The sequence below is a fragment of the Flavilitoribacter nigricans DSM 23189 = NBRC 102662 genome (assembly GCF_002646595.1).
Classification (GTDB): domain Bacteria; phylum Bacteroidota; class Bacteroidia; order Chitinophagales; family Saprospiraceae; genus Flavilitoribacter; species Flavilitoribacter nigricans.
Window position 1 is genome coordinate 29977 of record NZ_PDUD01000059.1, and the last position, 26818, is coordinate 56794.

The 26818-nt window shown below is 53.7% G+C and carries 12 protein-coding genes; 6 read left to right on the top strand and 6 right to left on the bottom strand.

Annotated features, from left to right (window positions below; translation table 11 throughout):
* The first annotated feature begins 93 nt into the window (after positions 1-93).
* On the top strand, positions 94-1965 hold the full coding sequence (locus tag CRP01_RS38160) for a cytochrome-c peroxidase (RefSeq protein WP_099155370.1): 1872 nt from the start codon (positions 94-96) through the stop codon (positions 1963-1965).
* A 37-nt stretch (positions 1966-2002) separates the two neighbouring features.
* Positions 2003-3106, top strand: a complete 1104-nt coding sequence (locus tag CRP01_RS38165; RefSeq protein WP_143473728.1) for a hypothetical protein — start codon at positions 2003-2005, stop codon at positions 3104-3106.
* Positions 3107-3400: 294 nt separating this feature from the next.
* Here CRP01_RS38165 and CRP01_RS38170 read toward each other — a convergent pair whose 3' ends face one another.
* Positions 3401-4618 (bottom strand): AGE family epimerase/isomerase, encoded by a 1218-nt coding sequence (locus CRP01_RS38170; RefSeq protein WP_099155372.1) that lies wholly within the window; start codon positions 4616-4618, stop codon positions 3401-3403.
* 336 nt (positions 4619-4954) lie between these two features.
* On the opposite strand from CRP01_RS38170, the gene CRP01_RS38175 reads away from it, so the two are divergent.
* Positions 4955-7372: a DUF5060 domain-containing protein gene (locus CRP01_RS38175; protein WP_099155373.1), complete on the top strand. Its 2418-nt coding sequence runs from the start codon at positions 4955-4957 to the stop codon at positions 7370-7372.
* A gap of 101 nt (positions 7373-7473) precedes the next feature.
* Positions 7474-9036, top strand: a complete 1563-nt coding sequence (locus tag CRP01_RS38180) for a sulfatase (protein ID WP_099155374.1) — start codon at positions 7474-7476, stop codon at positions 9034-9036.
* Between the two features lie 69 nt (positions 9037-9105).
* On the opposite strand, the gene CRP01_RS38185 is transcribed toward CRP01_RS38180, so the two are convergent.
* Positions 9106-12261, bottom strand: a complete 3156-nt coding sequence (locus CRP01_RS38185) for a VPS10 domain-containing protein (protein WP_099155375.1) — start codon at positions 12259-12261, stop codon at positions 9106-9108.
* 609 nt (positions 12262-12870) lie between these two features.
* Here CRP01_RS38185 and treS point away from each other — a divergent pair.
* Positions 12871-16197: a maltose alpha-D-glucosyltransferase gene (gene treS, locus CRP01_RS38195; protein WP_099155377.1), complete on the top strand. Its 3327-nt coding sequence runs from the start codon at positions 12871-12873 to the stop codon at positions 16195-16197.
* 22 nt (positions 16198-16219) lie between these two features.
* The gene (locus CRP01_RS38200; protein WP_099155378.1) at positions 16220-17623 is read left to right on the top strand and encodes a hypothetical protein; all 1404 of its coding nucleotides are present in this window, start codon (positions 16220-16222) and stop codon (positions 17621-17623) included.
* Between the two features lie 50 nt (positions 17624-17673).
* Here CRP01_RS38200 and CRP01_RS38205 read toward each other — a convergent pair whose 3' ends face one another.
* Genes CRP01_RS38205 through CRP01_RS38215 form a run of 4 tightly spaced genes read right to left on the bottom strand, consistent with a single transcriptional unit; the run spans position 17674 to position 26773 of the window.
* Positions 17674-19197 carry a sodium:solute symporter family protein gene (locus tag CRP01_RS38205; protein WP_222845920.1) on the bottom strand — a complete coding sequence of 508 codons (1524 nt, stop codon included), beginning with the start codon at positions 19195-19197 and terminating at the stop codon, positions 17674-17676.
* Positions 19190-19315, bottom strand: coding sequence for a hypothetical protein (locus tag CRP01_RS43245; protein WP_262510348.1), 126 nt, complete (start codon positions 19313-19315; stop codon positions 19190-19192). The genes CRP01_RS38205 and CRP01_RS43245 overlap by 8 nt, the downstream gene beginning before the upstream one ends.
* Positions 19316-19338: 23 nt before the next feature.
* Entirely contained in the window at positions 19339-20850 is a 1512-nt protein-coding gene (locus CRP01_RS38210; RefSeq protein WP_233752829.1) for an acyl-CoA synthetase, read from the bottom strand.
* Between the two features lie 58 nt (positions 20851-20908).
* Complete coding sequence (locus tag CRP01_RS38215; RefSeq protein ID WP_222845921.1) at positions 20909-26773, bottom strand: T9SS type B sorting domain-containing protein; 5865 nt, start codon at positions 26771-26773, stop codon at positions 20909-20911.
* Positions 26774-26818 lie beyond the last annotated feature (45 nt).

Here is a 26818-nt window from a genome sequence, read left to right on the forward strand (position 1 = left end):
AGTGTCCGGGCTCTCAATATTCCCCTTTCTAACAATGCGTTTTCGGCTATTTTGCCATCCACGCAGTTGCGGCTGCAATAATGTATCGGATCCATGAAATACCTGGCCGTTATCGGCATAATGGTCGCCATTACCCTGATCGGCGGCGGCGCTGCCAACCGCAGTACTCTGGAAAAAAGCCTGGAAAAGGAAATTCGAAAAGACCTGGATCAATTGCTTCAACAATGGGAAGGGTTCAAATCCGTGCAGCAGCAGGACCCGGCTGAAAGGGCGGCTCGCTACCAGCAATTGAAACGCGCCTACAAAACCGTGGAGGGCTTCCTGGCGATCCTGCTGAACACGGACGAACTGGCCCAGCTCAATAATTCCGTGCACTGGGTGCGCCGGGACGCGATCTACGATGCGCGTTATCCGGAGGCGGGAGCCCTGCAATTGATCGAAAGATCACTGGGCGGTCCGGTAGATACCATCGGAATTCAGCGCATAGACAGCCTGCTGGCCCGGACGGTTGGTGCCCTGGAAGTCGGGATCGATCATTGGCCGAAGGACTGGTTATTCTCCCTCTTACTCGACCAGTATCGGCAGTATTTCCTGACCCTGAGCGGTTTTGACCGGCTCGATCCTACGGAGGTTATTTCCGATTACCGGGCCGCTCTACGGTCCCATATTCGATATCTGGAGTGGTTCGGTCCGGAAATGACGGATGCTAAAGCCTGGAATCAGGCTCTGGACCAACTGCGGGATCTGTACGCTGCTCTGGAAGGCACCGAATTTGACCAATTGGACCGGGCCGCGCTGTTGCGGGATACCTTACAGCCGGTCTGGACAAGCCTGCAACAACTGGCCCTGCAACGGTTTGGGGCCGAGATCCCGGCCTGGACCCGAACGCTGAATTGGAAAGGAGCTTCGCCCTTTGCGGAAAACTGGCTCAACCGCCAAGAATTTTTGTCCGACATGCCCGCGGGAGTGGAACTGAAAGATCTGGAAGGCCTGGGGGAATTGTTGTTCTACGATCCCATCCTGTCGGGCAACAACAAACGGACCTGTGCCTCCTGCCACAAACCGCAAAAGGCCTTTTCGGACGGACGTTCAACCAGCCGGGGTTTTGACTTCTCGGCCGGGCTGGAACGCAATGCACCTTCGCTGATCAACAGTGTATTCAACCGATATTACAAATACGACAACAGCCTGGCCAGTATCCAGGAGCAGATCCTTTCGGTGGTATACCATCCCCAGGAATTTCGGACCTCCATGGCGGAGATCCTGGCAAAACTTAATACTTCCGAAAGCTACCGGGCGCTGTTTGCCGACTGTTTCTCCACGGCTGGGGGTATTGATTCCAATCAGGTCGTCACAGCGCTGACCGCCTACAACGGAAGCCTGGTGAGCTTTGGTTCCCCCTTAGATCACTATTTCCGGGACCGGGACACTACCCTTAATCCCAAAGCCGTGGCCGGGTATAATCTTTTTATGGGGAAAGCCATGTGCGGCAGTTGCCATTTCGCACCGCTTTTCTCGGGCTTACAGCCACCCTTTTTCCGCCGGCAGGAGTACCATTCCCACGGCATCCACCTGGGGGTGAAATGGGCTGATCTCCGGGACGGTGATCCCGGGCTGGAAGCACACCCGCCCTTTGCGGCGCTGGCTCAGGATTACCGATACTACTACAAAACGCCAAGCCTGCGTAATCTGGCTGCTACCGCCCCCTATATGCACAACGGATTGTTTAACGACATCCGGGAAACCCTCGCGTACCTTTTTGATCCAAGTCGCCCGCATGCCGCCAATGCTGATTTCCCCCCGGGCGCTCTGAACCTAAGTAATGACGAACAGGAGGCCATCGCCGCCTTTTTGGAAAGTCTGAACGACCGGGAAGTACTCCGGGCCTATTCGGAGGATATTCTCCTGCCGGAAACGGACGGTACCCTGGCGCCAGCTCAAAGAAAAGCGGCCGGTGTCTACTAGATCCAAATTTGATTAACTACACTAAATCTTTTTTACAATGTCGCGTAGAAATACCTTTATGCTAATCCTCACGATGCTTGCTCTGGCATTTTCCTCAACCGCGCCGGCCCAGTCCGGTGGTTCCAGCAATATCCCCAACCTGCGGGAACTGCCCGTTACCCTTTCCTGGGATGACAGCGGTATCCGGATCGTGGCGAAAACTTCCAATCCCCGCTCCGGTAACATCCTGAGTCTCGTACCTTCCCGCTTTCTGGAACAGATCGGGAATGACCTGATCCGGGTAACGCCCGGCAGCGGTCAGGCACCGGTGATCATCGACCTGACCGATTATTTTCGCGGAACCAGCGGCGCCACTGCCGATGCGACCAATATGATCGATAATACCGTACCCCAGGTCACGATCGAAATGCCGAAACTTACCTTGTCCAGCTACAACGAGCCGAATAGTTTTCTGGTGGAGATCCAGAACTACTCGAATCGGGAAAAGGGCCTCAGTCAGACCTTTTTGTTCCGCGGACTGGACATCTTTTACGTTAATTCCAGCGAATGCGTAAAACGTTCTTCGGAATCCAACCGCATCATACTGGATGTCAGTAAGTGCGAAACGGTGAAGTATCTGGTGATCGAAGGCGGCCTGCTCAATCTGGCCGATGTGGATGAGAAGATCCCGGCACTTTGCGAAAAATACAATGACCGCTACTATACGCCCGGACAGACCAAGGCTTTCCTCTGTGTGGAAGAATGTATGAGCGAGGGAGCCGGCGCTTACGAGCACCTGAAGCACGTACGGGAACTGATTACCAAGTACAACATTACCGATTACGAAGACGCTCCGCTGTCTTACATCGGGGATGTCATTCTGACCCGGAAAGGGGTGGGGCTGAATTTAAAAAAGAAGCAGGATGCCAAACTATTCAAGAAAAAAGAAGACGAATTTGCGGCTGACCATGCCTATAAATTCTTTCCCTGGTACGAATTCATTAACCTGAATTTTGACAAATATGAAGACGATCAAAAATTGATCATCTCCGATCCCAATAACAACAATTATCTCTATGATTCCCGGGTCTACTTCTCTAATGTGGAGTTGATCCAGTTTTTTTCCGAGCTGAAGGACCTGATCTCCGATCGGGTAAAATGATCCGCAGCATTTCAGCACCTTGGCAAAAGGCGTTGATCCGAAATTGCGACCGGATTACCGATGCTTTTCCGGGGTGCAATGGCTGGGCCGACCCAAAAGGTAACCTGGCCAGGCGGACCGGTCCCAACGCTTAACTTTTTTTGATAAAGCTGTAATCAAAGTCTTGGGCTGAAAGAAGCTTGTTAGACTTTAAAGAAGCCTGTCCCTACGGACAGCTTGCGTGTAGAGGTTTGAGTAGAGTCCCAAAATAGCTGGATCGGCATCAGCCCTTTCCGGGACTCTACCATCTCTCTTTTACAAAAAAGTATTGATCCGTTCGATCCCTTCCGTAAGGGCCCGGACGTGATGGTAGGTACTGTGACCGGAACCCACCTTATCTTCACTGCGCACGGGCACCTGTTCCCGGTTGACTTTCCGGTGCCACGTTCCGCCATCTTTATCCCTGATGGCCCTTTCAATAAAGTCCCAGGATCGTTGGGCTGCAAGGAACATTTCAGCCTCCTGTCTGATCTGGAAAGCGTTGAGCAAACCTACGACGGCCTCTGACTGCACCCATGCGTATTTGCCGTGATCAGTGTATTGTCCGGGCACTCTTTCGTAAAAAAAGCCACCGTCATTATCGACACCTTCAGCCCGGCAGGCCCGGGTCATTGCTACCGCAATTTCTCGGCATTGGTTTAGCAAGCTAGCATCTCCCAGTACCGTCGCCGTATCGGTCAGCAGCCAGCTCACTGCCAGATCGTGCCCAAACGAGATCGTGGTGGAAATATTGGTCCAGTCTGCATCAAAATGTAACCGGAGATGCCAACTCTGCGGATCGATAAACTGATCGATAAAACAGCGGATCAGCGCCCGCAGGGCATCCCGTACGGAAGGATCGGGATAAACGCGATAGAGATTCGTGTAGGCCTGCAGCAGGTGCAGGTGGGTGTGCAGGGTTTTCACTGCATTTTCTTTAGCATCCAGTCTCATCCATTCCCGAGAAAGGGCTTCCAGGTAACCACTCTTTTCCTTATCGAAACTGTAACGTTCCAGCAGAAAAAAGATCTCCTGCGCCAGGCGGAGTGTTTCCCGATTACCCGAAAGCCGATAATACTCGGAAAAAGCATAAATGGAAAAAGCTTGGGAGTCAACCTGTTTTTGGGTCCGGATGGGTGCTCCCCGGAAATCGAGTTCCCGGAAAACCCCTCCTTCGACATCATCGATAAAATGCGCCTGGATGTAGTACCAGGCCCGGTCGGCCAGACTCCGGTAGACGGGGGACTGGCAGGTACGGCCGGCGATCGAGAAGGCCCAGAGGAGCCCGGTATTCAGGAGAACGCCTTTATTTGCAGTCGGGTGAATACGATTGTGGCCGTCTATGCGGCCGTAAAAGCCGCCGTGCTGCTCGTCGGTCAGGTTACCGGCCCACCAGTGCAGCAAATGATCTAGTTCCTGCTCCAGCGCATTTTTCAGGCGAAGGGCCGGTTGTTGCAGCTGCGCCCTTAATGCTTTATTGATCGTAGTCTGCATAGGTTGTGCAGTTTGGGATTTCAGGGCTGCGGCCCGATGAGCGCCGGATCACACCGGTCGCTTTCATGCGCAATTTTCCCGATGGGATGAAGCATTCCGTCATCCGCATTTTCTACCCTTAAAGGTCTGGATTGAAGGCGCAGTGCAGGGTGGGGGAAAGCTGCAAAATTGGGGGGTATTTGCAACAAAAGGCAGTTTACGCCTGGTGTGAGTGGGCTATTGTTACCATTTCCCCCGCATTTTGTTAAATCCGGCCAGTGAATCGCAGAGGTTGGCTATTTACCTTTATTTTGGAAAAGGGCCACGCTCTACTGATCACCGCAAAACGATTATCGAATGCCTAAATATCTACACGCCACCCTGCTGTTTTTTGTGCCTATCTTGCTCCACGCTCAATTGCCCGTAGTAAAATCCATGGAGGCTGTGCATACGACCGTAGCTCAATACGAGAAATTCGAACTGAACATCGATCTGGAAGGAACCTTCGTCAATCCCTATGATTACGAAGAGATCGAAGTGCATGCCATATTCACGGCACCGGACGGAGAGACTTTCCAGGTTGATGGCTTTTACATGGAGGAGTTCAGCCTGGATACCGGTACGGGCAACGTTCAGTTTAGCGGAACGGGGCGCTTTAAGATCCGCTTTGCACCTCCCCGGCCGGGCACCTGGCAGTACGCCGTACGGATCACCAACGCGGCCGGGAGTACCACGCCGGAACCCGCCGGCTTCACCTGCACCGGCAGCGAACACCGGGGCTTCGTGCGGAACAATCAGACCAATTATCTGCATTTCGACAATGGCGAGCAGTTCATTCCGGTAGGTGAGAATATGGCCTGGCAGAATGGCAATGCGGTACTTGATTACACCCAATGGCTGAATGCACTGAGCGCTAACGGCGGTAATTTCATTCGCCTGTGGCAGGCGCACTGGGGACTGGGTATCGAATGGAAGAATGGCTGGAATGGCTTTGCCGGACTGCGGCGCTACAAGGAACTCAATATGGCCTACCAAGACTGGTTATTCGATTTCTGTGCGGAACTGGACATTTTCATCATGTTGTGCATTCAACACCACGGCCAGGTCTCTTCCCAGGTGAATCCCAACTGGAGTGATAGTCCCTACAATATGATCAACGGCGGCACCTGCCAGAATACCTGGGACTTCTTTACGGATGAGACGGCCCGGGCTCATACCCGCAACCGCCTGCGCTACATCGTGGCCCGCTGGGGATACGCCCGCTCGATCATGGCCTGGGAACTCTTCAACGAAGTGGGCTGGACCGATAATTATCAGCAGAACCAGGGCCGTATTGCCGACTGGCACGCGGAAATGGCGGCCTACCTGAAATCAATCGATCCCTATCAGCACCTGGTCACGACCAGCTTTGCCGATGAAGCGCAGGATCCCATGGTTTGGGCCAATCCGGATATTGACCTGACCCAGACCCATTACTACCTGAATACGACCAATCTGCAAAAGGCCCTGGTGAACGGCATTACCAGCTACCTCTACGAATTCGGAAAACCAACCCTGACGGGGGAGTTTGGGCTGGGAGGCAACAGCAGCCTGGCCAATACCGATCCGGACGGTATCCATATCCACAATGCGATGTGGGCGACCTTGTTCGGCGGCGGTCTGGGCACGGGCATGAGCTGGTGGTGGGATAATTACATCCATCCGCGGGATCTGTACTACCACTTCGCACCGATGTCCAATGTGGCGAATACCGTACCCTTCCTGGAGCAAGACCTGCGACCGGCCACAGCTTTTGTTACCGGCGTGAGCGGTGATCTGCTGCTTACGCCCACGCTTGGCTGGTCGGGCATCGGGACGGATACCATCACCATTGACGAGAACGGTGGTACCTCCCCGGCCGGGGCTGACCTGGGGATCTATCTGTACGGATCCCAGTGGAATACCGGTTTTCGCAGTCCACCCACATTTGTAGCTGATTTTCCGGAAGACGGAGCTTTTACCGTCACCACCAATGCGGATGCGGGTACGAACCCCCGGATCGCCATAACGGTCAACGGTACCAAAGTGCTGGATCAGGCAGCGGGAACCCGCCAGAATTTCACCGTACCGATCAGTGCCGGACCCAATATCATCACTGTGGACAATACCGGAACGGACTGGATCACCATCGCTTCCTATGCCTTTTCCGGCCTGGGCTCCCGGGTGGACGCCTATGCGCTCCGTTCCGACAGGGCAAGCGTGGCGGCGGGCTGGGTGCTCAACAAAGATTATAACCACCTGTCGGTACAGGAGCAGGGGGCTCCCGATCCGGCCGTCGGCGGCACACTAAAAATAAGCGACTTCACGGATGGTGGCTATACCGTTACCTGGTACGATTGCCTTTCCGGGGAACAACTGAGCTCAGAGACGGTCTTTGCCCAAAACGGTACACTGGAGATCCCGGTACCGCCGCTGTACTGGGATCTGGCCTTTTTGGTGGAAAGCAATCCGGTGGCTACCCGGGAACCGAAAGCGGCGCTGGCCTTTCAGGTTTACCCCAATCCCGTATCAGCCGGGGATGCGCTGCAGGTCCGTTTACCGGAAGCTGGGGTAGGGGAGCAGGTTCGCCTGTCGCTGTACGATGCGGCCGGAAAACCTGTGTTTAATAAGGTCCGTTTCGGAGAGCCGGATCAACTGCAGGTGGAATTGCCCGGCGATCTCCCCGTCGGCATGTATTGGTTACAACTGGAACAGGCCGGAAAAAGGGGAAGTCGGCCGATAGTGGTTGGAGAGTGAATGGATTGGCGATTTACGCCCGGATCACTGTAATAAAATAGCAGGAGTCACTACTTTGGTCGGATGGTTCCAATTTACTGATTGATCATCTGCCAATATTCATGAAAAGAATACTCCAACTACTGTTGTTCGCCTGCCTGCTGATCCGCTGCGCGTCGGGCTACACTGAACCAAAAGAGCCGGCAAAACCCAATGTATTGTTCGTTTCCATCGATGACTTGCGACCTACGTTGGGTGCCTACGGAGACCCCGTAGCGGTTACGCCTCGTCTCGACGAGCTGGCCGGTGAAGGCATGACCTTCCGGCAGGTATTCTGCCAGGCGGCGGTGTGTGCTCCTTCCCGGGCTAGTCTGATGACGGGCCTGCGCCCGGATTCCACCCGGGTCTGGCATCTTGGGGACAAGTTCCGGGAGATCAATCCGGCGGCGGTTACCATGCCGCAGTACTTTACCCAATTTGGCTACCATACGGTCAATATCGGCAAGATCTTTCACAATTATATGCCGGATTCGGTATCGTGGCACGAGCCGGATCTGCGCCCGGCCCAATATCTTCGACCCGACTGGCTGGGTCGGGACGGAGAAACCTTCTATATCAGCGAATCGGTCAACCAGTCGCAGGCCATCAAAAGGGATTCCCTGCTGCAATTGCAGGCGGTGCGCTATGCGGACGGATGGAACACCGGCCCCGCCTGGGAGGACGCCGATGTGCACGATACGCTATACTACGACGGAGCGCAGACCGAACTGGCCAAACGAACCCTCACCCGCCTGGCCAAAACGGATCAGCCGTTTTATTTTGGGCTCGGTTATTTCCGGCCGCACCTTCCCTTTGCGGTACCCAAAAAGTACTGGGATCTGTACGATCCCGGATCCATTCCACTGGCCCCGAATCCGGACATCCCGGAAGGAGCCCCGATCTGGTCCATGAACTCCATGTATGAACTTCGCCATTACGACGGTTTCGGCCATATCGGTCATCCCACTTCCGCCTACCGGATGAGTGAGGATACGGCCCGTATCCTGAAGCACGGATATTACGCCAGTGTGAGCTACGTAGATGCCCTGCTGGGAGACCTCATCGACCACCTGAAAGCCCTGAATCTGTACGACAATACCATCATAATTGTCTGGGGTGATCACGGCTGGAAACTGGGGGATCACAACAGTTGGGGTAAAATGACTAACTACAATATCGATCTGCAGGTACCGCTAATCGTCCGTTATCCGGGGCAGGAAAAGAGGGGCGTCCAGACCAGTGCCATCGTCGAGCTGGTGGATATGTTCCCCTCGCTTTGTGAACTGGCCGGCATTGAGATCCCCGATTACGCCCAGGGTACCAGTTTCGTTCCGCTCTTGGAGGATCCGGAGCGGGCCTGGAAAACGGCGGCCTTCAGCCAGTTTCACCGCCGCCCCCGGGTAGCCGCCGATGGCGGACGGTATATGGGCTATTCGATCAATACCCCAGACTATCACTACATCGAGTGGTATACCTGGGATCACCGGACGGGTACCCGGGGCGAATACGTGAAGGCGGAACTCTACGATCGGCGGAATGATCCCCACGAAAAAGAAAATGTCGCGGATCGGGAGGCTTCCGCAGCGGTGGTGCAAGACCTGTCCGCCCAATTGGCGGCCGGCTGGAAAAAGGCCGTACCGCAGTAATAAAAAAAGCCGGTGCAGTCCACCAGGGACTGCACCGGCTAATGCATCGATGCTCATGCAGGTGGCAGCTTAATTCACCACCTTGGGCTTTTGGAGCATGATCGCGTCGACGGCCTTTTCCTGAACCATGCGATTCAGTTCGGGCAGATCGTTGTTGATCACCTCGCGGTAGATCTGGAGTTGATCGTCGATCTTTTCTGTAATTTCTTTCCGCACCTGTTTGGCCTGTTCGGTGGGCGCGAAATTGCCGCGGTCCGACAGGGATTTTACGGCAGCCAGTTTGTTGGTCAGTTTGATCGGATAGTTGAGTGGATCCTGCCGGCTGCGGTTCTTCGTCTGGTACAGTTCTTCCTCTACCTCGGTCAGGCTTTTCTGAATAGCCTTGATCTTATCGAGGATATCTTTGCTGTCTTCCTGCGTTTTCATCCGCTCGCTCAGAGATTTCATCTGATCGCGGGCATCCCGGATATCGATGATGGTCTGGTGGGCTTCGGAAACCTTGGTATTGATACCCTGTACAAAGTCAAACTGTTCCTGCAGGTCGGCGATCGAAGATTCGGAACGCGGGTCCTTCAGGATCTCAAATTCCTGTTCCAGGGTCTCATCACCTACCGTCAGTTTTACCAGGTATTTTCCGGGTACAGCTTCCGGTCCGGACATGCTGCCGCCCCAGAGGATCATGCCTTTGAAATCTTTGGCATCCGGATACCGCATATCCCAGACAAAGCGGTTACCACCGGCCTTAAGCTCGTCAATCTGATTGCCTCTTTCCTTGGCATCGGTGGAAAATTCCTTGATCAGGTCGCCGTCCATTTCGTAGAAGGCGATCTTCACGGCGGTGGTATCGGCGGGTTTTTCCTTGAGGTAGTAGTGTACCATTACCCCGCCCGGATGATTTTGTCCTTCGGTTTTGGAAGGCCGTCCCGAACCGCCATCCATGCGATAGCTGGGCATGGGCTGGTACAGGTAGAAATCGGATCCGGCTACCGTCTCGTTCAGTTGGTGCAGCGGCGTCAGGTCATCGATCATCCAGAAGGCCCGTCCCTGGGTAGCGGCAATGAGGTTGTCGTTCTTGATGGTCAGATCCGTGATCGGAACTGTGGGCAGGTTCAGTTGGAACGGCTGCCAGTTGGCACCGTCGTCAAAAGATATGTACATCGCTTTTTCGGTACCGGCGTACAGTAAACCTTTGCGTTTTGGATCGGCCCGGACCACACGGGTAAATTCATCCGCCGGGATACCGTTCACGATCTTTTTCCAGGTTTTACCGTAGTCTTCGGTTTTGTACAGGTACGGCTCGTAGTCGCCGAGTTTGTAACGGGTACCGGCCACGTAGGCTCCACCTTTGACGAACGGATCGGGATCGATACTATTGATCATCATCCATTCCGGCATGCGGCCGGGCGTGACATTTTCCCAGTTTTCTCCGCCATCCTTGCTGATGTGGATCAGACCATCATCGGATCCGATCCAGATCAGATCCTTTTCGTAGGGAGATTCCGCACCGGCGAAAAGGGTACAGTAATATTCTACCCCGGTATTATCCTTGGTAATGGGCCCACCGGAAGATACCAGTTTCTCGGGATCATTACGGGTTAGATCGGGGCTGATGATCTCCCAGGATTGCCCGCCGTTATAGGATACATGCACCTGGTTGGACAGGGCATACAGCTTACTGGATTCGTGCGGGGAGAAAAATATCGGGAAGTTCCACTGGAAGCGGTATTTCATGCCTTCCGCGCCGTAACCCATTGGGTTGTCGGGCCAGACGTTGATCGCCTGGGCCTGCTCCGTAGCGTGGTTCACCCGGGTAAGGAAGCCGCCGTAACTACCACCGTAAACGATCTCGGGATTATCGGGATCGATGGCAAGGTGCGCACTTTCGCCACCGGCCGTAGATTCCCAGTCGCTTTCTCCGATAGAACGGCCGGAGGTACGGTGTGCGATCCGAACCGTGGAGTTATCCTGCTGGGCGCCGTAAATGCGATAGGGGAAATGATTATCCGTGATGACGCGGTAAAACTGGGCCGTCGGCTGGTTGCCGTAGGTGGACCAGTTCTCACCACCGTCGAAGCTCGTCTGAGCGCCACCGTCATCCCCGATGATCATCCGCTGGTTGTCCTCCGGAGCGATCCAGAGGTCATGGTGGTCACCGTGGGGGGCATTATTGGATTCAAAGGTGCGGCCGCCGTCGGTCGATTTATGATAACGAACGTTGAGCACATAGAGGATGTCTTCGTCCTGAGAATCCGCGTAGATCCGGCTGTAGTACCAGGCCCGCTGGCGCAGGTTGCGATCATCGTTGAGTTTGGTCCAGGTTTCACCGGCATCGTCGGAGCGGAATACGCCACCGTTGTCGTTCTCGATAATGGCCCAGACTCTTTCGGAATTGGCCGGAGACACGGTTACCCCATTGATCCCCCAGATGCCTTCGGGCAGGCCTTTGTTGCCGGAAATGTTTTTCCAGGTGTCACCACCATCCGTACTTTTCCAGAGCGCCGAACCTTCGCCACCGCTTTCCAGACTGTAGGGCGTCCGGCGAATGCGCCAGGTGCTGGCGTAAAGGATGCGGGGGTTGTTGGGATCGAGGATCAGGTCTACCGCACCGGCATCGGCATTGGCAAACAGGATGCGTTCCCAGTTCTTACCGCCGTCCTTACTGCGGTAAACGCCTCTTTCATCACTGGATTTATACAGATCGCCCATTACTGCGGCGTAAACCAGATCCGGATCGCGCGGGTGGATGCGTACCCGGGAGATGTGGCGGGAATTGTCGAGCCCGATATGCGTCCAGGTCTTGCCGGCGTCTACCGAACGCCACATGCCGTAACCGTAGGAAACATTACCGCGAACGGTCTTTTCACCACCGCCGACGTAGATCACGTTATTGTCGTATTCACTAACCGCTACCGCTCCGATGGAGCCGCCGAAATAACCGTCGGAAATGTTTTCCCAGGTCTGTCCACCGTCCTTGCTGCGCCAGACACCACCGCCGGTAGATCCGAAGTAGAAGAGGTTAGGTTTGCCGGGCACACCGGTTACCGTCGCGGAGCGACCACCGCGAAACGGGCCGACGTTGCGCCATTCCAGCGCATTGTAGAGGCTTTCGTCGTATCCGGCTGATGAAGATGTGGTATTGCGTTGACCTTCAGCGGGTGAGATGCTGAAGAAGAAGACCAGGAGTAAGGATAGCACTCCCAGCCTGGTACTGCGAAAAGTTGGCATAAGTTTAGAGTTTTGAAAGTATACTAGTCCAGAAGCTCGAATTTAGGCAAAAGTTTTGGTAATCTTTCCCGAATTGAAAAGAGGAGTTGGAAAGTGCGGATCTGGACCAAAACCGGAAAAGTTCCCTGGATTATGCATCCTTTTCCGGGAGGAATTGTTAGATTTACTCAGAGCGGTAGGTTTGCCGGTTGCCAGAAAACAGCCGGCCATCCGCCCACCGCGATCAACTTCTGAACCGATCGGACCCCTCGTCCATCTGTTTATAGCCCGCCAATATTTGGTTCTGATGACCTGAAATTTGAACATGCTTTAAAATATTCGTATTTAAAGAGTGGGCAGATTCTCGTTGTCGGTAACTCCCGGTACGAAATAGCTGACCACCGGAAAGGAAGTTACTCCTTCAACAAATGCTTGCGTATTCGGTACGATCATCACTGTAATGCTATTGTTTTAAGGGACTGGTACCGCGGCCTTTAGTGGCAATGATTTGTCATTTTGCCCGAACGTATTTTGCCGGCAGCAAGGGCAGCGCGCCCCGGCCGTCTCCCCGGTATTTATCTAAACTAAGTAAAATTTTCTCTCAAATATAAAATGACTTCAAACCGGATTATGACAAAAAACCACAAGGAAATTGACGATCACCTCCACTGGTACAAGGATGCCATTATCTACGAGCTGCACATTAAAGCCTTTATGGATCACAATAACGATGGTATTGGTGATTTCATGGGATTGCTCAACCGATTGGATTATCTGGAAGACCTCGGTGTGACCGCAATTTGGCTCTTGCCTTTTTACCCATCTCCACTACGGGATGACGGCTACGATATCGCAGACTATTACAACATCAATCCTTCCTACGGAAAGATCAAGCATTTCAAAAAATTCATCAAGGCAGCGCACGACCGAAATCTCAAGGTCATCACCGAACTGGTTATCAATCATACCTCCGATCAGCATCCCTGGTTCCAGCGGGCCCGGTTGGCGCCCAAAGGATCGGTGGAGCGGGATTACTACGTTTGGTCGGACGATCCAAAGAAATATAAAGGGGTCCGGATCATCTTTCAGGACTACGAAGCTTCCAACTGGAGTTGGGACCCCGTAGCCAAACAGTACTACTGGCATCGTTTCTTCCACCACCAGCCGGATCTGAACTACGACAATCCCCAGGTGCAGGAAGAGGTATTTAAGATCATCGACCACTGGATGAAAATGGGGGTGGACGGTTTCCGCCTCGATGCCGTGCCCTATCTTTTTCAGCGGGAAGGTACCAATTGCGAGAACCTGCCCGAAACCCACGCATTTCTCAAAAAATTGCGGAAGCACGTAGACGAGAACTTCACCGGTAAGATGCTGCTGGCGGAGGCCAATATGTGGCCGGAAGATTCTGCCTCTTACTTCGGAGATGGCGATGAATGCCACATGAACTACCATTTCCCGATCATGCCGCGCATGTTCATGGCCATGCGGATGGAAGACCGTTATCCCATCACGGATATTTTTGACCAGACCCCGGAGATCCCCGACAACTGCCAGTGGGCGATCTTTCTGCGTAACCACGATGAGCTGACGCTGGAAATGGTCACCGACGAGGAGCGGGACTATATGTACAAAGTATACGCCAAAAACCCGAAGGCGAAGATCAATCTCGGTATCCGGCAGCGACTGGCGCCCCTGATGGAGAATAACCGGAAAAAAATAGAACTGATCAACTTCCTGCTGTTCTCCTTACCCGGCACCCCGGTGATCTATTACGGAGACGAGATTGGTATGGGAGACAACTATTATCTCGGGGACCGGGACGGTGTACGTACGCCGATGCAGTGGTCGCCGGACCGGAATGCTGGCTTTTCCCAGGCCAATCCCCAGCAACTTTACCTGCCGGTAGTGTTGGATCCGGAATACCATTTCGGCTCGGTCAATGTGGAAACCCAGCAGGGCAACGGTTCGTCGCTGCTCTGGTGGACGAAGCGGATGATCGATATGCGGAAAAAATTCAAGGCCTTCGGTCGCGGCGAGATCGAGTTCCTGCATCCCGAAAATTCTAAGGTACTGACCTTCACCCGCACCTACGAAGATCAGATCATTCTGGTGGTGGTCAATCTGTCGCGTTTCTCCCAGGTGGCGGAACTGGACCTCAGCGAATACGGAGGGTACGTGCCGATCGAGGTGTTCAGTAAAAACCGCTTTCCGCTCGTCTCCGAGCAGGATGACTATATATTCACGCTCAGTCCGCACGCCTACCACTGGTTCTTGCTGAAAAAAGAAGCTTCCAGTCTGCCGGATCCGGATGAGATCCCGAATGTGGCTTTCGATCAGTGGCAAAAAATGGATACGGCCATTCAGGAAAAGCTGGAGAGCGAAGTACTGCCCGCTTACCTGATGCGCAGCGACTGGTTCCTGGGCAAGGACAAAAATATCCTGGGAACGTCGATCCTGGAGAAAGTGGAAATTCCCTACAACGGCAAGGGAGCCTACCTGCTGATCCTGGAAGTACAATACGAAAGTGGCCTGCCGGATGTCTACCAGATGGGACTGGCCTTTTGTTTCAGTCTGGAAAACAGCAAACTGCCCGAACAGTACCCGCAGGGCGTCATCGCCCACGCGCAGGTCGGCGATCAGGATGGGTTCATTTTTGACGGATTCCTGGATACGCAGATGCAGGAATACCTTTTCCGGCAGGTGGCCGGCAATAAAAAGATCAAGGTTAAACACGGTAACATCCAGTATTACAGCGAAAAGAAACTGGGTAAATACCTGAAGAAAACCGAGGAGATCAAATCCAGACTGCTGATCGCCGGGCACCACAACAATACGTCGATATTATTCAACAACGATTATTACCTGAAGCTGTATCGCAAGCTGGATAAGGCGATCAATCCGGATATGGAGATCACCCGTTTCCTGAGCGAACGCAAAGGTTTTGAACATACCCCCCGACTGGTGGGCGGGTTTGATTACGTGAGTCCGGACGGTGGATCCATGCTGTTAGGCATGCTGCAACGAGCCGTTGATTATCAGACGGAAACCTGGACTTATCTCCTGGATGACCTGAAGCGCTACTACGAAAATATCCAGTTCAGCGCCACGCCGACACGTCAGCCTAAAAAGGGTTCCATCATTGATCCGGTCGCTTTTGACGCCATTCCCGATAAGGACCTGAAGGATATGCTGAACCCGATCACGGCCGAAATGGTAAAACTGCTGGGCCAGCGGGTCGGTGAAATGCACCTGGCTCTGGCCGACGATGATGTGGATCCGCAGTTTAGTCCCGAGTCCTTTTCGCTGCACTACCAGCGATCGCTTTTTTCCTCGTTCCAGTCGCTGGTCCGAAAGGCTTTCCAGTCGCTGAACCGGCACGACAAAAAATTGCCCGATCACTACCGGGATGATGTGGCACGTATTCAGCCCTTAAAGCAGGAGATCCTCAATACGCTGAAGCAGATCTACAAAGAAACCATCGATATCGCCAAGATCCGGACCCACGGTGATCTGCACCTGGGCCAGGCCCTGTTTACCGGGCGTGATTTCGTATTTGTGGATTTCGAAGGCGATCCGAACCAGCGCTACAGTGAACGTCGGTTGAAGCGCTCCCCGCTGCGGGATGTAGCCAGCATGATCCGGTCTTTCCACTATGTGGCATACGAAGGGCTTTTGAATAACAATCACATCCGGAAGGAAGAGCGGAACTCCATGCGACCCTGGGCGGAAAAATGGTTCCACTATATGAGCCAGATCTTCCTGAAGGCCTATCTGGCCAAGGTCAAGGGCAGCATTTTTGTGCCGGAGAAAAAGGAAGACCTCGATAAAATACTGGATGTCTTCCTGCTCGAACGGACCATGGTCGAACTGGAGCAGGAACTCAAAGCGCCGTACAAACGCCTGTGGGTGCCGATCAGTGGTATCGACAGCATTATGCAGCGTTATATAGACTAAGTCTTTTTGTACCTTTGGCCCCATGGAAAGCAAACAGGGGTACACCTTTACCGGGCCCGCTCTTCGTTTACTCGGTTACGCCGGAATGATCGCACTGGTGATCCTGGCTGCCGTATTTTTTCGGGAGCGGGCCTGGTTTCTGGATATTGCCTACCAGACCTTTCTGATGGTCAATGAGGGCACGGTACAGGTGATGGTCAACCGCTTTGGTTCGGCTGTTGTGCAGTTGTTACCCCTACTCGCGATCAAAGCGGAAGCCCCGCTGGCGGTGGTCTCCCTGCTATATTCGATCTCTTTTCCCTTGCTGTTCCTGTTCTTCTACTGGCTGACGGTTAAAGTGCTGCGAAACGACCGACTGGGCTGGGCCATCGTCCTACTCTATACCCTGATCGTATATGATGCTTTCTACTGGGCTACTTCCGAACAACAGCAGGGCCTGGGAGCCGTACTGGTATTTTTTGCCTATTGGTTGCGTTTCCCCCGGCAGGATCGGCGCTGGATGTGGCTGGTAAGTGCGCTGGGTGTGGTCATCCTAGCTTATTACCATCCGTTGATATTTATCTCTTTCTTTTTCCTCTGGGCTTTTTTCGGTCTGCATCTTCGGGAAAAATTAGTCGGTCGGCCGTACTGGCTGATGGCCGGCGGAATGCTGCTGGTACTTGCGGTGAAATCCCTGATTTTCGCCAACTGGTACGACAACGATAAATACAGCACCTTTTCCACCAATCTCGTAAAGTTCTTTCCGAACTATTTTGACTTTCCGGCGCATGCCAAATTCCTGGAAAATGCGCTCAGTCTCTGGTACTTTTTTCCGGTTTTCATGCTGCTGGTTACTGCTTTTTACGCTTATCGCAGATACTGGCTGAAACTGGCGCTGGTGTGGGTTACCGGTCTCGGGTACCTCATGCTCCTGCATATCGGTGCCCCCAACGCCACCAATCGTTTCTACGTGGAGGTGAATTATATGGCACTGACCATTTTCGTAATGGTTCCTTTTCTTTTTGACATAACTCCTTTGCTGAGGGAACGCACGCTATTCTGGCTGTTTGCGGGAATACTGGTGTTGCGACTGGTTACGATCGCGGCGCACCACACGCCGTTTGAAGAACGGTGGCAATGGATAGCACAGCGGATGTCCGCTACGCCGCCGGAGGAGCAGCGGTTTTTTCTGGATGAAGACTCCGCTCCGATGGATACCTTACTGATGAGTTGGGCGGTACCCTACGAGAGCCTGATCATTACCCATTGCCGATCCGGAAGGGAAGGGGTGAAGACCCTGCTGATCCATCCGGATACCCTGCGTTTTGGCGCGGACCTGCACCGGGATTCGGTATTTATAACGCCTTTTCAGACCTTTCCGGCCTCTATCCTGAATCGCCATTATTTCCCACTCCCTGAACAGGACTATTTTATGCTTTCGCAATGATCCATTCCTGAACAGTCATTGGCTAGATCTCCAACTGATCAAAATGACCCTTATTTGCCAAACACGACATCCAGGTGCTTTTCGTCCGGTTTGCGTTTGGCGGTCATCTTACTGACGATCACGTAAACGAGCAGGGAAATGGCGAAAGCCGGGAACACTTCGTGGATATTTTCCATGCCGGGTACCGAAAAGCGGATCCCAAACCGCCAGACAGAATTAACGATCATACCGGCGATCATGGACGCCAGCGCTCCGAGGTCCGTTCCCCATCTAAAATAAAGCCCCCCGAAAATGGTTGGAAAAAAGCTGGCGGCAAAAACCGAACCGGCAAAGGAAGACATCTCCACTACCCCGGCCGGAGGATCGAGCGTGAACAGGTAAACCACAATGCAGTAGGCCACCATACTGAATTTGGTATTGAGCACGGTGGCCCGGTCCGTCATGGGTTTCCACATCTGCCAGATGTCCTTTACAATGCTGGTGCCGGCAATCAGGGTGACGCTGGCCAGGGAAGACATACCCGCGGCAAAGAGGCCCATCATGGCAATGCCGGTCAGCAGCGGATTATCGAATATCTTGAACATCAGACCGACCGTTTCGTCGGAATCTTCCATCAGACCGATCGCCTGTTCCGGAGTAACCATGGTGTGTACGAGTGCACCGACGGACATGACCGCCAGGAGGGAAAGGCCCAGAAAAATGGGGGTCCAGATCATGGCAAAACGCATGTCCTTCTTATTCTTAATGGAATAAAAACGAATGATGAGTTTGGGATCCGAGATCTGTTTCATACCGATGGAAAATCCAATGGCCAGGATGTAGGCGAAAGTGGTGGTTTTTCCGAATTCCAGCAGATCATTGCCCAGCGGTTCACCGTTCGGTCCCGGGTGGCTGAGGTTGGAAAGCTTTTCGAACATGGGATCCCAGCCGCCTACATACACAAATGGGATTACGACCATCATGGCCGCTACGATCAGCATGAGGATGCCCTGTACGGCGTCCGTCCACATCACACCGTACATGCCGCCGATCACGGTATAGGCACAGGTAAAAAAGATCAGGAAAAATGCGCCGAGCCAGTAGGGCATCTCCAGTACGACGCTGAGCAGATTAGCTCCGCCTTTGGCAATCCCGGTCATGTACCACATCGTGGCGAAAAGGATGATCAGGGAGGACAGGACGCGGATCACGCGCGACAGATCACTCTGATAACGGAGGTGAAAGTAATCCGGTACGGTCACCGATTTCAGGCGCACCGATTGCGCCCGCATGCGTGGCCCTAGAAACAGCCACGATATAATGCAGAACAGCACCCAGATCAAACCGACGTACACCCAGGAAAAGCCGAAGCGGAAGGATTCGCCGGCCTGGCCGATATAGGTACTGGTACTGATGAAGGTGGAAAAGAACGCCAGGGAAACGACCCAGCCGGGGATCTTGCGTTCCGCCAGGTAATAGGCGTTGACATTGCGGGCGGCAATTTTCCCAAACCACTGGTTGAGGTAGATGATCACCCCTACGTAGAGCGTAATGCAGAGCAGGGTACTGCCGTGTTGTTGCAGGTATTCAGTCATGTTGTTCGTTTGAAGGGTGTTCGTCCTCGATGTCGATCTCGATACGGCCCACGGCAATCGCATTGACGATCAGCAAAACGATGATGAACCAGTAGGGGAATAGGGTATAGGCATCCATAGCTCAGGCTTTGGTGGCGGCCGTTAAGCCGGATTGGTAAACAATTTGACAACTTCTTTTTTGGTCACTTTGCCCATGGCGTTGCGGGGCAGGTCCGCCACCGTCGTATAGTAACGCGGTATCCGGTAGCCCGGCAGGTAGTCCTTCAACCAGTTTTTCAGGGCTTCAATGTCAATCGAACCGTCCACCCCGACCAGTGCCGCCGCCACGATTTCCCCCCATTCTTCGTTCGGAACACCCACTACGGCGCAATCTTTGATCGCGGGATGCCGCCGGAGTACTTCTTCGATCTCCAGCGCGGAGATCTTGTATCCGCCGGATTTAATGATATCGACCGAATTGCGGCCCAGAATACGGTAGCCCATTTCGGGATCCAACTGGGCAATATCCCCGGTTTTGAACCAGCCGTCCGCCGTAAAGGCTTCGGCGGTAGGTTCGGGTTTTTGCCAGTATTCCGTGAATACGGTTGGCCCTTTTACCTGGATCTCACCGGCTTCTTCCGCGTCGATTGGTTCGTTGTCTTCCGAGCGCAGCCGTATTTCCACTCCGGGCAGCGGCAGGCCGACGTGACCCGGGAACCGCTGACTGGCGTAAGCGTTGCTGAGCGCCATGCCGATCTCGGTCATTCCGTAGCGTTCCAGCAGCCGGTGGCCACTGATCGCTTCCCAGCGTTCCATCACCGAAACGGGTAATGCCGCCGATCCGCTCACCATCAGCCGGAACTTTCGCAGCGTACGCTGAATATTCGCCTGCTCATCCGCCGGCAGGGTATCGTAGTGAGCGATGAGTTTGTAGTAGATCGTCGGTACGGCCATAAACACGTTGATCTCTCCCCGCAGGAAGGCCGCGAAAACGGCTTCTGGACTGAAAGCCGGGAGGAACTCGCAACTCGCTCCCCGCCAGAGCGAACAATTGACCACATTGATGATGCCGTGGACGTGGTGCAGCGGCAATACACATAAGATGTGATCCTGATCGGACCATTCCCAGGCCCGGTGCAGTACTTCGATCTGGGCCCGCAGGTTTTTATGAGTGGAAACGACTCCCTTGGGCTGATTGGTCGTACCACTGGTGTACAGGATCATGGCCCGGCGGTCCGGTCCGATCTCCGGCAGTGGTTCGATCTCCGGATCTGCCTCCAGAGTTTTATCTAGCACGATGAGTTCCAGATCAAGGTCTTCCGTCAGTGGACGGATCAGGTCGAGGTAGGCCGCAGTACAGACCACCTGATCCACCTGGGAATCGGTCAGGGTGTAGCGCAGTGCCGGGGGCGGATGATTGATGCAGAGCGGTACGGCAATGCCTCCGGCGAGCCAGATGGCCCACTGGGTGCGTACATAATGAAAGCCGGGCTCGACCATATAGGCAACCCGGCTTTCATTAAGGTCGTTCCGGCCGGCCAGTAGTTGTGTGGCAAAACTACGGGCCGCCCGGATCAATTGCTCGTAAGTATATTGCTGGCCCGAAGCCAGTATCGCAGTTTTGTCGGTATACGCTGCTGCCGTTTGCTCAAATTGTAGCATTTGTCGTCTCAAGCTGGTTCTGAGGTGAAGATAGAAAAAGCCGGAGAAAACTTTATCCTAATCCCCATTCTTACCGCACCAGCGTAAGATCTCCCTTCAGTACGATCTCCCGTCCGTCGATCGTTTCGGCAATCGTAAACCAGGCGAATACCGCTGCGTTCATCGGTTTACCGCGGAACCATCCGTCCCAGCCAAAGTTCACCTCGTTCGGCAGGAAGTCATAGATCTCGAATACCAATTCGCCCCAGCGATCAAAGATCTTCAGTTCTTTGATCCGGCGGATACCCGGCCCGGCGTAGATTACAAAACGATCGTTGGTGCCGTCTCCGTTCGGAGAGAAACCATTCGGCACGTAAATGTCCGGCCGCAGATCAACGGCGATTGCCACATCGTCCGTGCCCCGGCATCCGAAAGTATCCACTACCGTCACCTGGAAGGAAGTGGTCTCGTACGGTCCGGCGATCGGATCCAGGCAGTTGGTGCAACTCAGACTATCCGCCGGATCCCACATGATCGTATCGATCTCGGAGAACGGAATGTTCACATCCGTATTGAGCTGGATGGTCTCACCCAGTTTGATGCTCAGGTCCGGTCCGAGGTCCACCTCAATCGGCGGCTGTTCTTCCAGAACGACTACCGTGGTCCATTCACAACCGAACGCATCCTGTATTCTTACCGGGTAAGTGCCCGGAGCCAGGTTTTCGTATTCAAACTGAGTGGTGAATACTTCATTACCGACGGCTACCAGGTACGGCGGCGTACCTCCCGTAATATTGCTCACGGAAATAGTTCCGTTATTTTCACCGAAACAGACGACGGAAGTTTCCACCGTGGCGCCCGTCGGTGGATTAGGTGGAATGACCACGATCGTATCCCGGTCGATACATTTGCTTTCAATATTGATCACGTTCAGTACATAAGTACCCGGACTGTCGGTAACGGCCGAAGGATTGTTGCGGCCGCTCAGGATCTGTCCGGAGATCGCTTCCCAACGGTAATTGATACCCGGCCCCGCTGAAGAACGGGTACCATCCAGCAGGATCAGATCATCGAAGCAATCCAGGATCACCTGATCATCGACATCAGCGATTGGCGCATCGAAGTTAGCTTCTACCAGTACACTGTCGCGGTTGGTACAACCGTTGACATCGTCCGTTACCTGGACGAAGTACCAACCCGGAGCATCGGCGGAGATCTCAAACTGATCTGCATTGCCGACGATACCGCCCGTTGGCGTATCCCAGGCGTAACTCAGGTTCGGTCCGGTGCTGGAACCATTGGCGTTCAGTTGAACCATTTCGTTACCGCAATCCAGGATCTGCGGTACCCCGGCCGCCGCTACCGGATAGTTCTTTCTATCCTGAATAGTCATGGTCTCGGAGGCCGAACAACCGTTGTTCGGGTTCGTCGCCGTAAAGATGTACGTGCCCGGCTCGGTTATCGTCAGGGTCATGTCGCTGCTGATCGGGTTGCCATTGCTGTCGGTCCATTCGAGGATCATACCGCTCAGGTTCGGCGAGCTACTGGCGTCCAGCGTCAGACTGGAATTATTACAATCCAGGTTGTTGCTCTTATCCAGATCCAGTACCGGCTCGTTCATGTCCGAAATAACTGTTAGTTCTACCGGATCGGAACTACAGCCCGTAATCGGGTCGGTAACAAAGACGGTATAGACACCGGCCTGATCTACCTGCAGACTTTCCAGGTTCTGGTTGCCGGCGTTGATGCCCGGTCCGGTCCAGCGGTACTGTGCGTTCGGCAGATCGGTAGTTGCCGTCAGCGTTACCGTGCTAACGGTACAGGTCAGACTTTGATCCGGACCGGCACTCAGGGCCGGTTCGAAGACGTCGATTTCGACCATGACGGTGTCGCTGGCCGTACATCCCGCCTGGTTGGTGGCGGAAAGGACATACATGCCGGCCTGGTCAACGGTAATGACTGGCTCTGATGCATTGGTGGCGTTGATACCCGGCCCCGCCCAGAGGTAAGTTTCATTCGGCCCCGGTACGCTGCTGCCGATCGTAACGACATTGGTATTACAATCCAGCAACTGATCGGCTCCGGCATCCACCAGCGGGTAATCAATTACCTGCAGATCCAGGAACAGGATGATGGAATCACAGCCACCCGCTGCCTGTAGCGTGTCGGTATACATACCGGCATCCTGGAAGGTCATGTTGTTCCAGTCAAAGCTGTTACCGGCACAGATCACCGCCTGGGTGGTATCCATCGCTACGGGAATTTCACCCAGGTTTAGTACAATGATACTGTCACATCCGCCCTGGGACACCAGGGTGTCGGTGTACATACCGAAGGTATCGTAGAACTGTCCGTTCCATTCGATGGAATCACCGATGCAGATCATTGCGGAGGTAGTATCCCGGTAGGCATCCAATACGGCCAGATCCAGGATCAAAATACTGTCACAGCCGCTGGTAGTTTGTAAAGAGTCGGTGTAAATGCCGGTGCTGTCGTATAGATTGCCGTTCCAGGTGTAGGTTTCCCCTACGCAAATACGGGCCAGTGTCGTGTCCGTAAAGCCGTCGGCCACCTGCAGATCCAATACGAGAATACTGTCACAGCCGTTCATCGCGCTGAGAGTATCCACGTAAATTCCGGTGGAATCAAAGGTCGTATTGTTCCAGTTGAATAGCTCTCCTTCGCAGATCGCTGCAAAAGTAGTATCCATGAAGGTCGGCAGGATATCCAGGGTAAGGGTAACGATGCTGTCCTGACCGTTCGCAGCCATAAGCGTATCCGTGTAGATACCGGCAGAATCATATACCATTCCGTTCCAGACGATAGAATCACCAGCGCAGATACTGAGTAGGGTAGAATCTATACAGTTGGTTGATATGCCGAGATCCAGTACCAAAATGCTATCGCACCCGGAAGCGGTACTCAGCGTGTCGGTATAGATGCCGGCCATATCGTAGAAGTTGCCGTTCCAGGCGATTGAGTCACCCGGGCAGATCGATGCGGTGGTTGAATCACGGAGCACATCATTCACCGCGAGGTCGAGCACGATGATACTATCGCACCCGGAAGCGGTGGCCAGGGTATCGGTATAGATACCGGTAGTATCGAGCAGGGTGCCATTCCAATCGAAGGTATCGCCGCTACAGATCTGGGCGAAGCTGGAATCACGGAGTACATCGTTGACCATGAGGTCAAGCACGATAATGCTATCGCACCCGGAAGCGGTGGCTAGGGTATCGGTATAGATACCAGTGGTGTCAAGCAATACACCATTCCAATCGAAGGTATCGCCGCTACAGATCTGGGCGAAGCTGGAATCGCGGAGCACATCGTTGACCATGAGGTCGAGCACGATAATACTGTCGCAACCGGAAGCGGTCGCCAGAGTATCGGTGTAGATACCGGTAGTATCGAGTAACACACCATTCCAATCGAAGGTATCGCCGCTACAGATCTGAGCGAAGCTGGAGTCGCGGAGTACATCGTTGACCATGAGGTCGAGTACGATGATACTGTCGCACCCGGAAGCGGTCGCCAGAGTATCGGTGTAGATACCGGTAGTATCGAGCAAAGTACCGTTCCAATCGAAGGTTTCGCCGGTACAGATCTGCGCGAAGCTGGAATCGCGGAGTACATCGTTGACCATCAGGTCAAGCAAGATGATACTATCGCAACCGGAGGCGGTCGCCAGGGTATCGGTGTAGATACCGGTAGTATCGAGCAGGGTGCCGTTCCAATCGAAGGTGTCGCCGCTACAGATCTGCGCGAAGCTGGAGTCGCGAAGTACATCGTTGACCATCAGGTCTAGCACGATGATACTGTCGCAACCGGAAGCCGTCGCCAGAGTATCGATGTAAATGCCAGTAGAGTCGAGCATGAATCCGTTCCAGGCGAGGGTGTCACCCAGACAGATAGCTTCGAAACTGGTATCGCGGAATATCTCATTGACCATGAGGTCAAGTATAATAATGCTATCGCATCCACCTGCGGACGCCAGTGTATCGACATATATACCGGTAGAATCGAGCATCAAACCGTTCCAGGCGAGAGTATCGCCCAGACAGATGGCCTCGAAGCTGGTATCGCGGAAGATCTCATTGACCATCAGGTCAAGCACGACGATGCTATCGCAACCGGTAGTAGATGCCAGGGTGTCCACGTAAATACCGGTGGAGTCGAGCATGAATCCGTTCCAGGCGAGGGTATCACCCAGACAGATAGCTTCGAAACTGGTATCGCGGAATATCTCGTTGACCATCAGATCGAGCACGACGATGCTATCGCAACCTGCGGTTGATGCCAGGGTGTCGACATAAATACCGGTAGAATCGAGCATGAACCCGTTCCAGGCGAGCGTATCACCCAGGCAGATGGCCTCGAAACTGGTATCGCGGAAGATCTCATTAACCATGAGGTCGAGCACGACGATGCTATCGCAACCGGCGGTTGAGGCCAAAGTATCGATATAAATTCCGGTCGAGTCAAGCATGAATCCATTCCAGGCTAAAGTATCGCCTAGACAGATGGCTTCGAAGCTGGTATCGCGGAATATCTCGTTGACCATCAGGTCGAGTATAATAATGCTATCGCATCCACCTGCGGACGCCAACGTATCTACGTAGATACCGGTCGAGTCGAGCATGAATCCGTTCCAGGCGAGCGTATCACCCAAACAGATAGCTTCAAAGCTGGTATCGTGGAAGATCTCATTAACCATGAGGTCTAGCACGACGATGCTATCGCACCCGGCGGTTGATGCCAAAGTATCGATATAAATTCCGGTAGAATCGAGCATCAAACCGTTCCAGGTGAGGGTATCACCGAGACAGATGGCTTCGAAACTGGTATCGCGGAAGATCTCATTGACCATGAGGTCAAGTACGACGATGCTATCGCAACCGGCGGTAGACGCCAGCGTGTCCACATAAATACCGGTAGAATCGAGCATGAATCCGTTCCAGGCAAGGGTATCACCCAGACAGATGGCTTCGAAACTGGTATCGCGGAAAATTTCATTGACCATGAGGTCGAGCACGACGATGCTATCGCAACCGGCGGTTGATGCCAGGGTATCGACATAGACCCCGGTAGAATCGAGCATGAAACCGTTCCAGGCGAGGGTATCACCCAGACAGATGGCCTCGAAACTGGTATCCCGGAAGATCTCATTGACCATAAGGTCAAGTATAATGATGCTATCGCATCCACCTGCAGACGCCAGCGTATCCACATAAATACCGGTCGAGTCGAGCATGAATCCGTTCCAGGCGAGGGTGTCGCCGAAGCAAATGGCCTCGAAGCTGGTATCACGGAAGATCTCATTGACCATCAGGTCTAGCACTACGATGCTATCACAGCCGGCAGTTGAAGCTAGCGTATCCACATAAATACCGGTGGAATCGAGCATGAATCCGTTCCAAGCCAGGGTATCACCCAGACAGATGGCTTCGAAGCTGGTATCACGGAAGATCTCGTTGACCATGAGGTCTAGCACTACGATGCTATCACAGCCGGCAGTTGAAGCTAGCGTATCCACATAAATACCGGTGGAATCGAGCATGAATCCGTTCCAGGCGAGCGTGTCGCCTAAGCAGATGGCTTCGAAGCTGGTATCGCGGAAGATCTCATTGACCATCAGGTCGAGTACGACAATGCTATCGCAGCCGGCGTTTGATGCCAGGGTGTCCACGTAAATGCCGGTAGAGTCGAGCATGAATCCGTTCCAGGCGAGGGTATCGCCCAGACAGATCGCTTCGAAACTGGTATCGCGGAAGATTTCATTGACCATCAGGTCGAGCACGACGATGCTATCGCATCCGGCGTTTGATGCCAGCGTATCGACATAGATCCCGGTAGAATCTAGCATCAATCCGTTCCAGGCCAGGGTATCACCGAAGCAGATAGCCTCGAAACTGGTATCACGGAAGATCTCATTGACCATGAGGTCGAGGATCACGATGCTATCGCAACCGGCGTTTGATGCTAGGGTATCGACATAAAT

Coding starts and splice junctions, on each gene's coding strand:
- CRP01_RS38200 (WP_099155378.1), top strand. CDS start 16,220: ATGGAAAGCAAACAGGGGTACACCTTTACCGGGCCCGCTCTTCGTTTA.
- CRP01_RS43245 (WP_262510348.1), bottom strand. CDS start 19,315: ATGGATGCCTATACCCTATTCCCCTACTGGTTCATCATCGTTTTGCTG.
- CRP01_RS38180 (WP_099155374.1), top strand. CDS start 7,474: ATGAAAAGAATACTCCAACTACTGTTGTTCGCCTGCCTGCTGATCCGC.
- CRP01_RS38170 (WP_099155372.1), bottom strand. CDS start 4,618: ATGCAGACTACGATCAATAAAGCATTAAGGGCGCAGCTGCAACAACCG.
- treS (WP_099155377.1), top strand. CDS start 12,871: ATGACAAAAAACCACAAGGAAATTGACGATCACCTCCACTGGTACAAG.
- CRP01_RS38165 (WP_143473728.1), top strand. CDS start 2,003: ATGTCGCGTAGAAATACCTTTATGCTAATCCTCACGATGCTTGCTCTG.
- CRP01_RS38185 (WP_099155375.1), bottom strand. CDS start 12,261: ATGCCAACTTTTCGCAGTACCAGGCTGGGAGTGCTATCCTTACTCCTG.
- CRP01_RS38175 (WP_099155373.1), top strand. CDS start 4,955: ATGCCTAAATATCTACACGCCACCCTGCTGTTTTTTGTGCCTATCTTG.
- CRP01_RS38205 (WP_222845920.1), bottom strand. CDS start 19,197: ATGACTGAATACCTGCAACAACACGGCAGTACCCTGCTCTGCATTACG.
- CRP01_RS38160 (WP_099155370.1), top strand. CDS start 94: ATGAAATACCTGGCCGTTATCGGCATAATGGTCGCCATTACCCTGATC.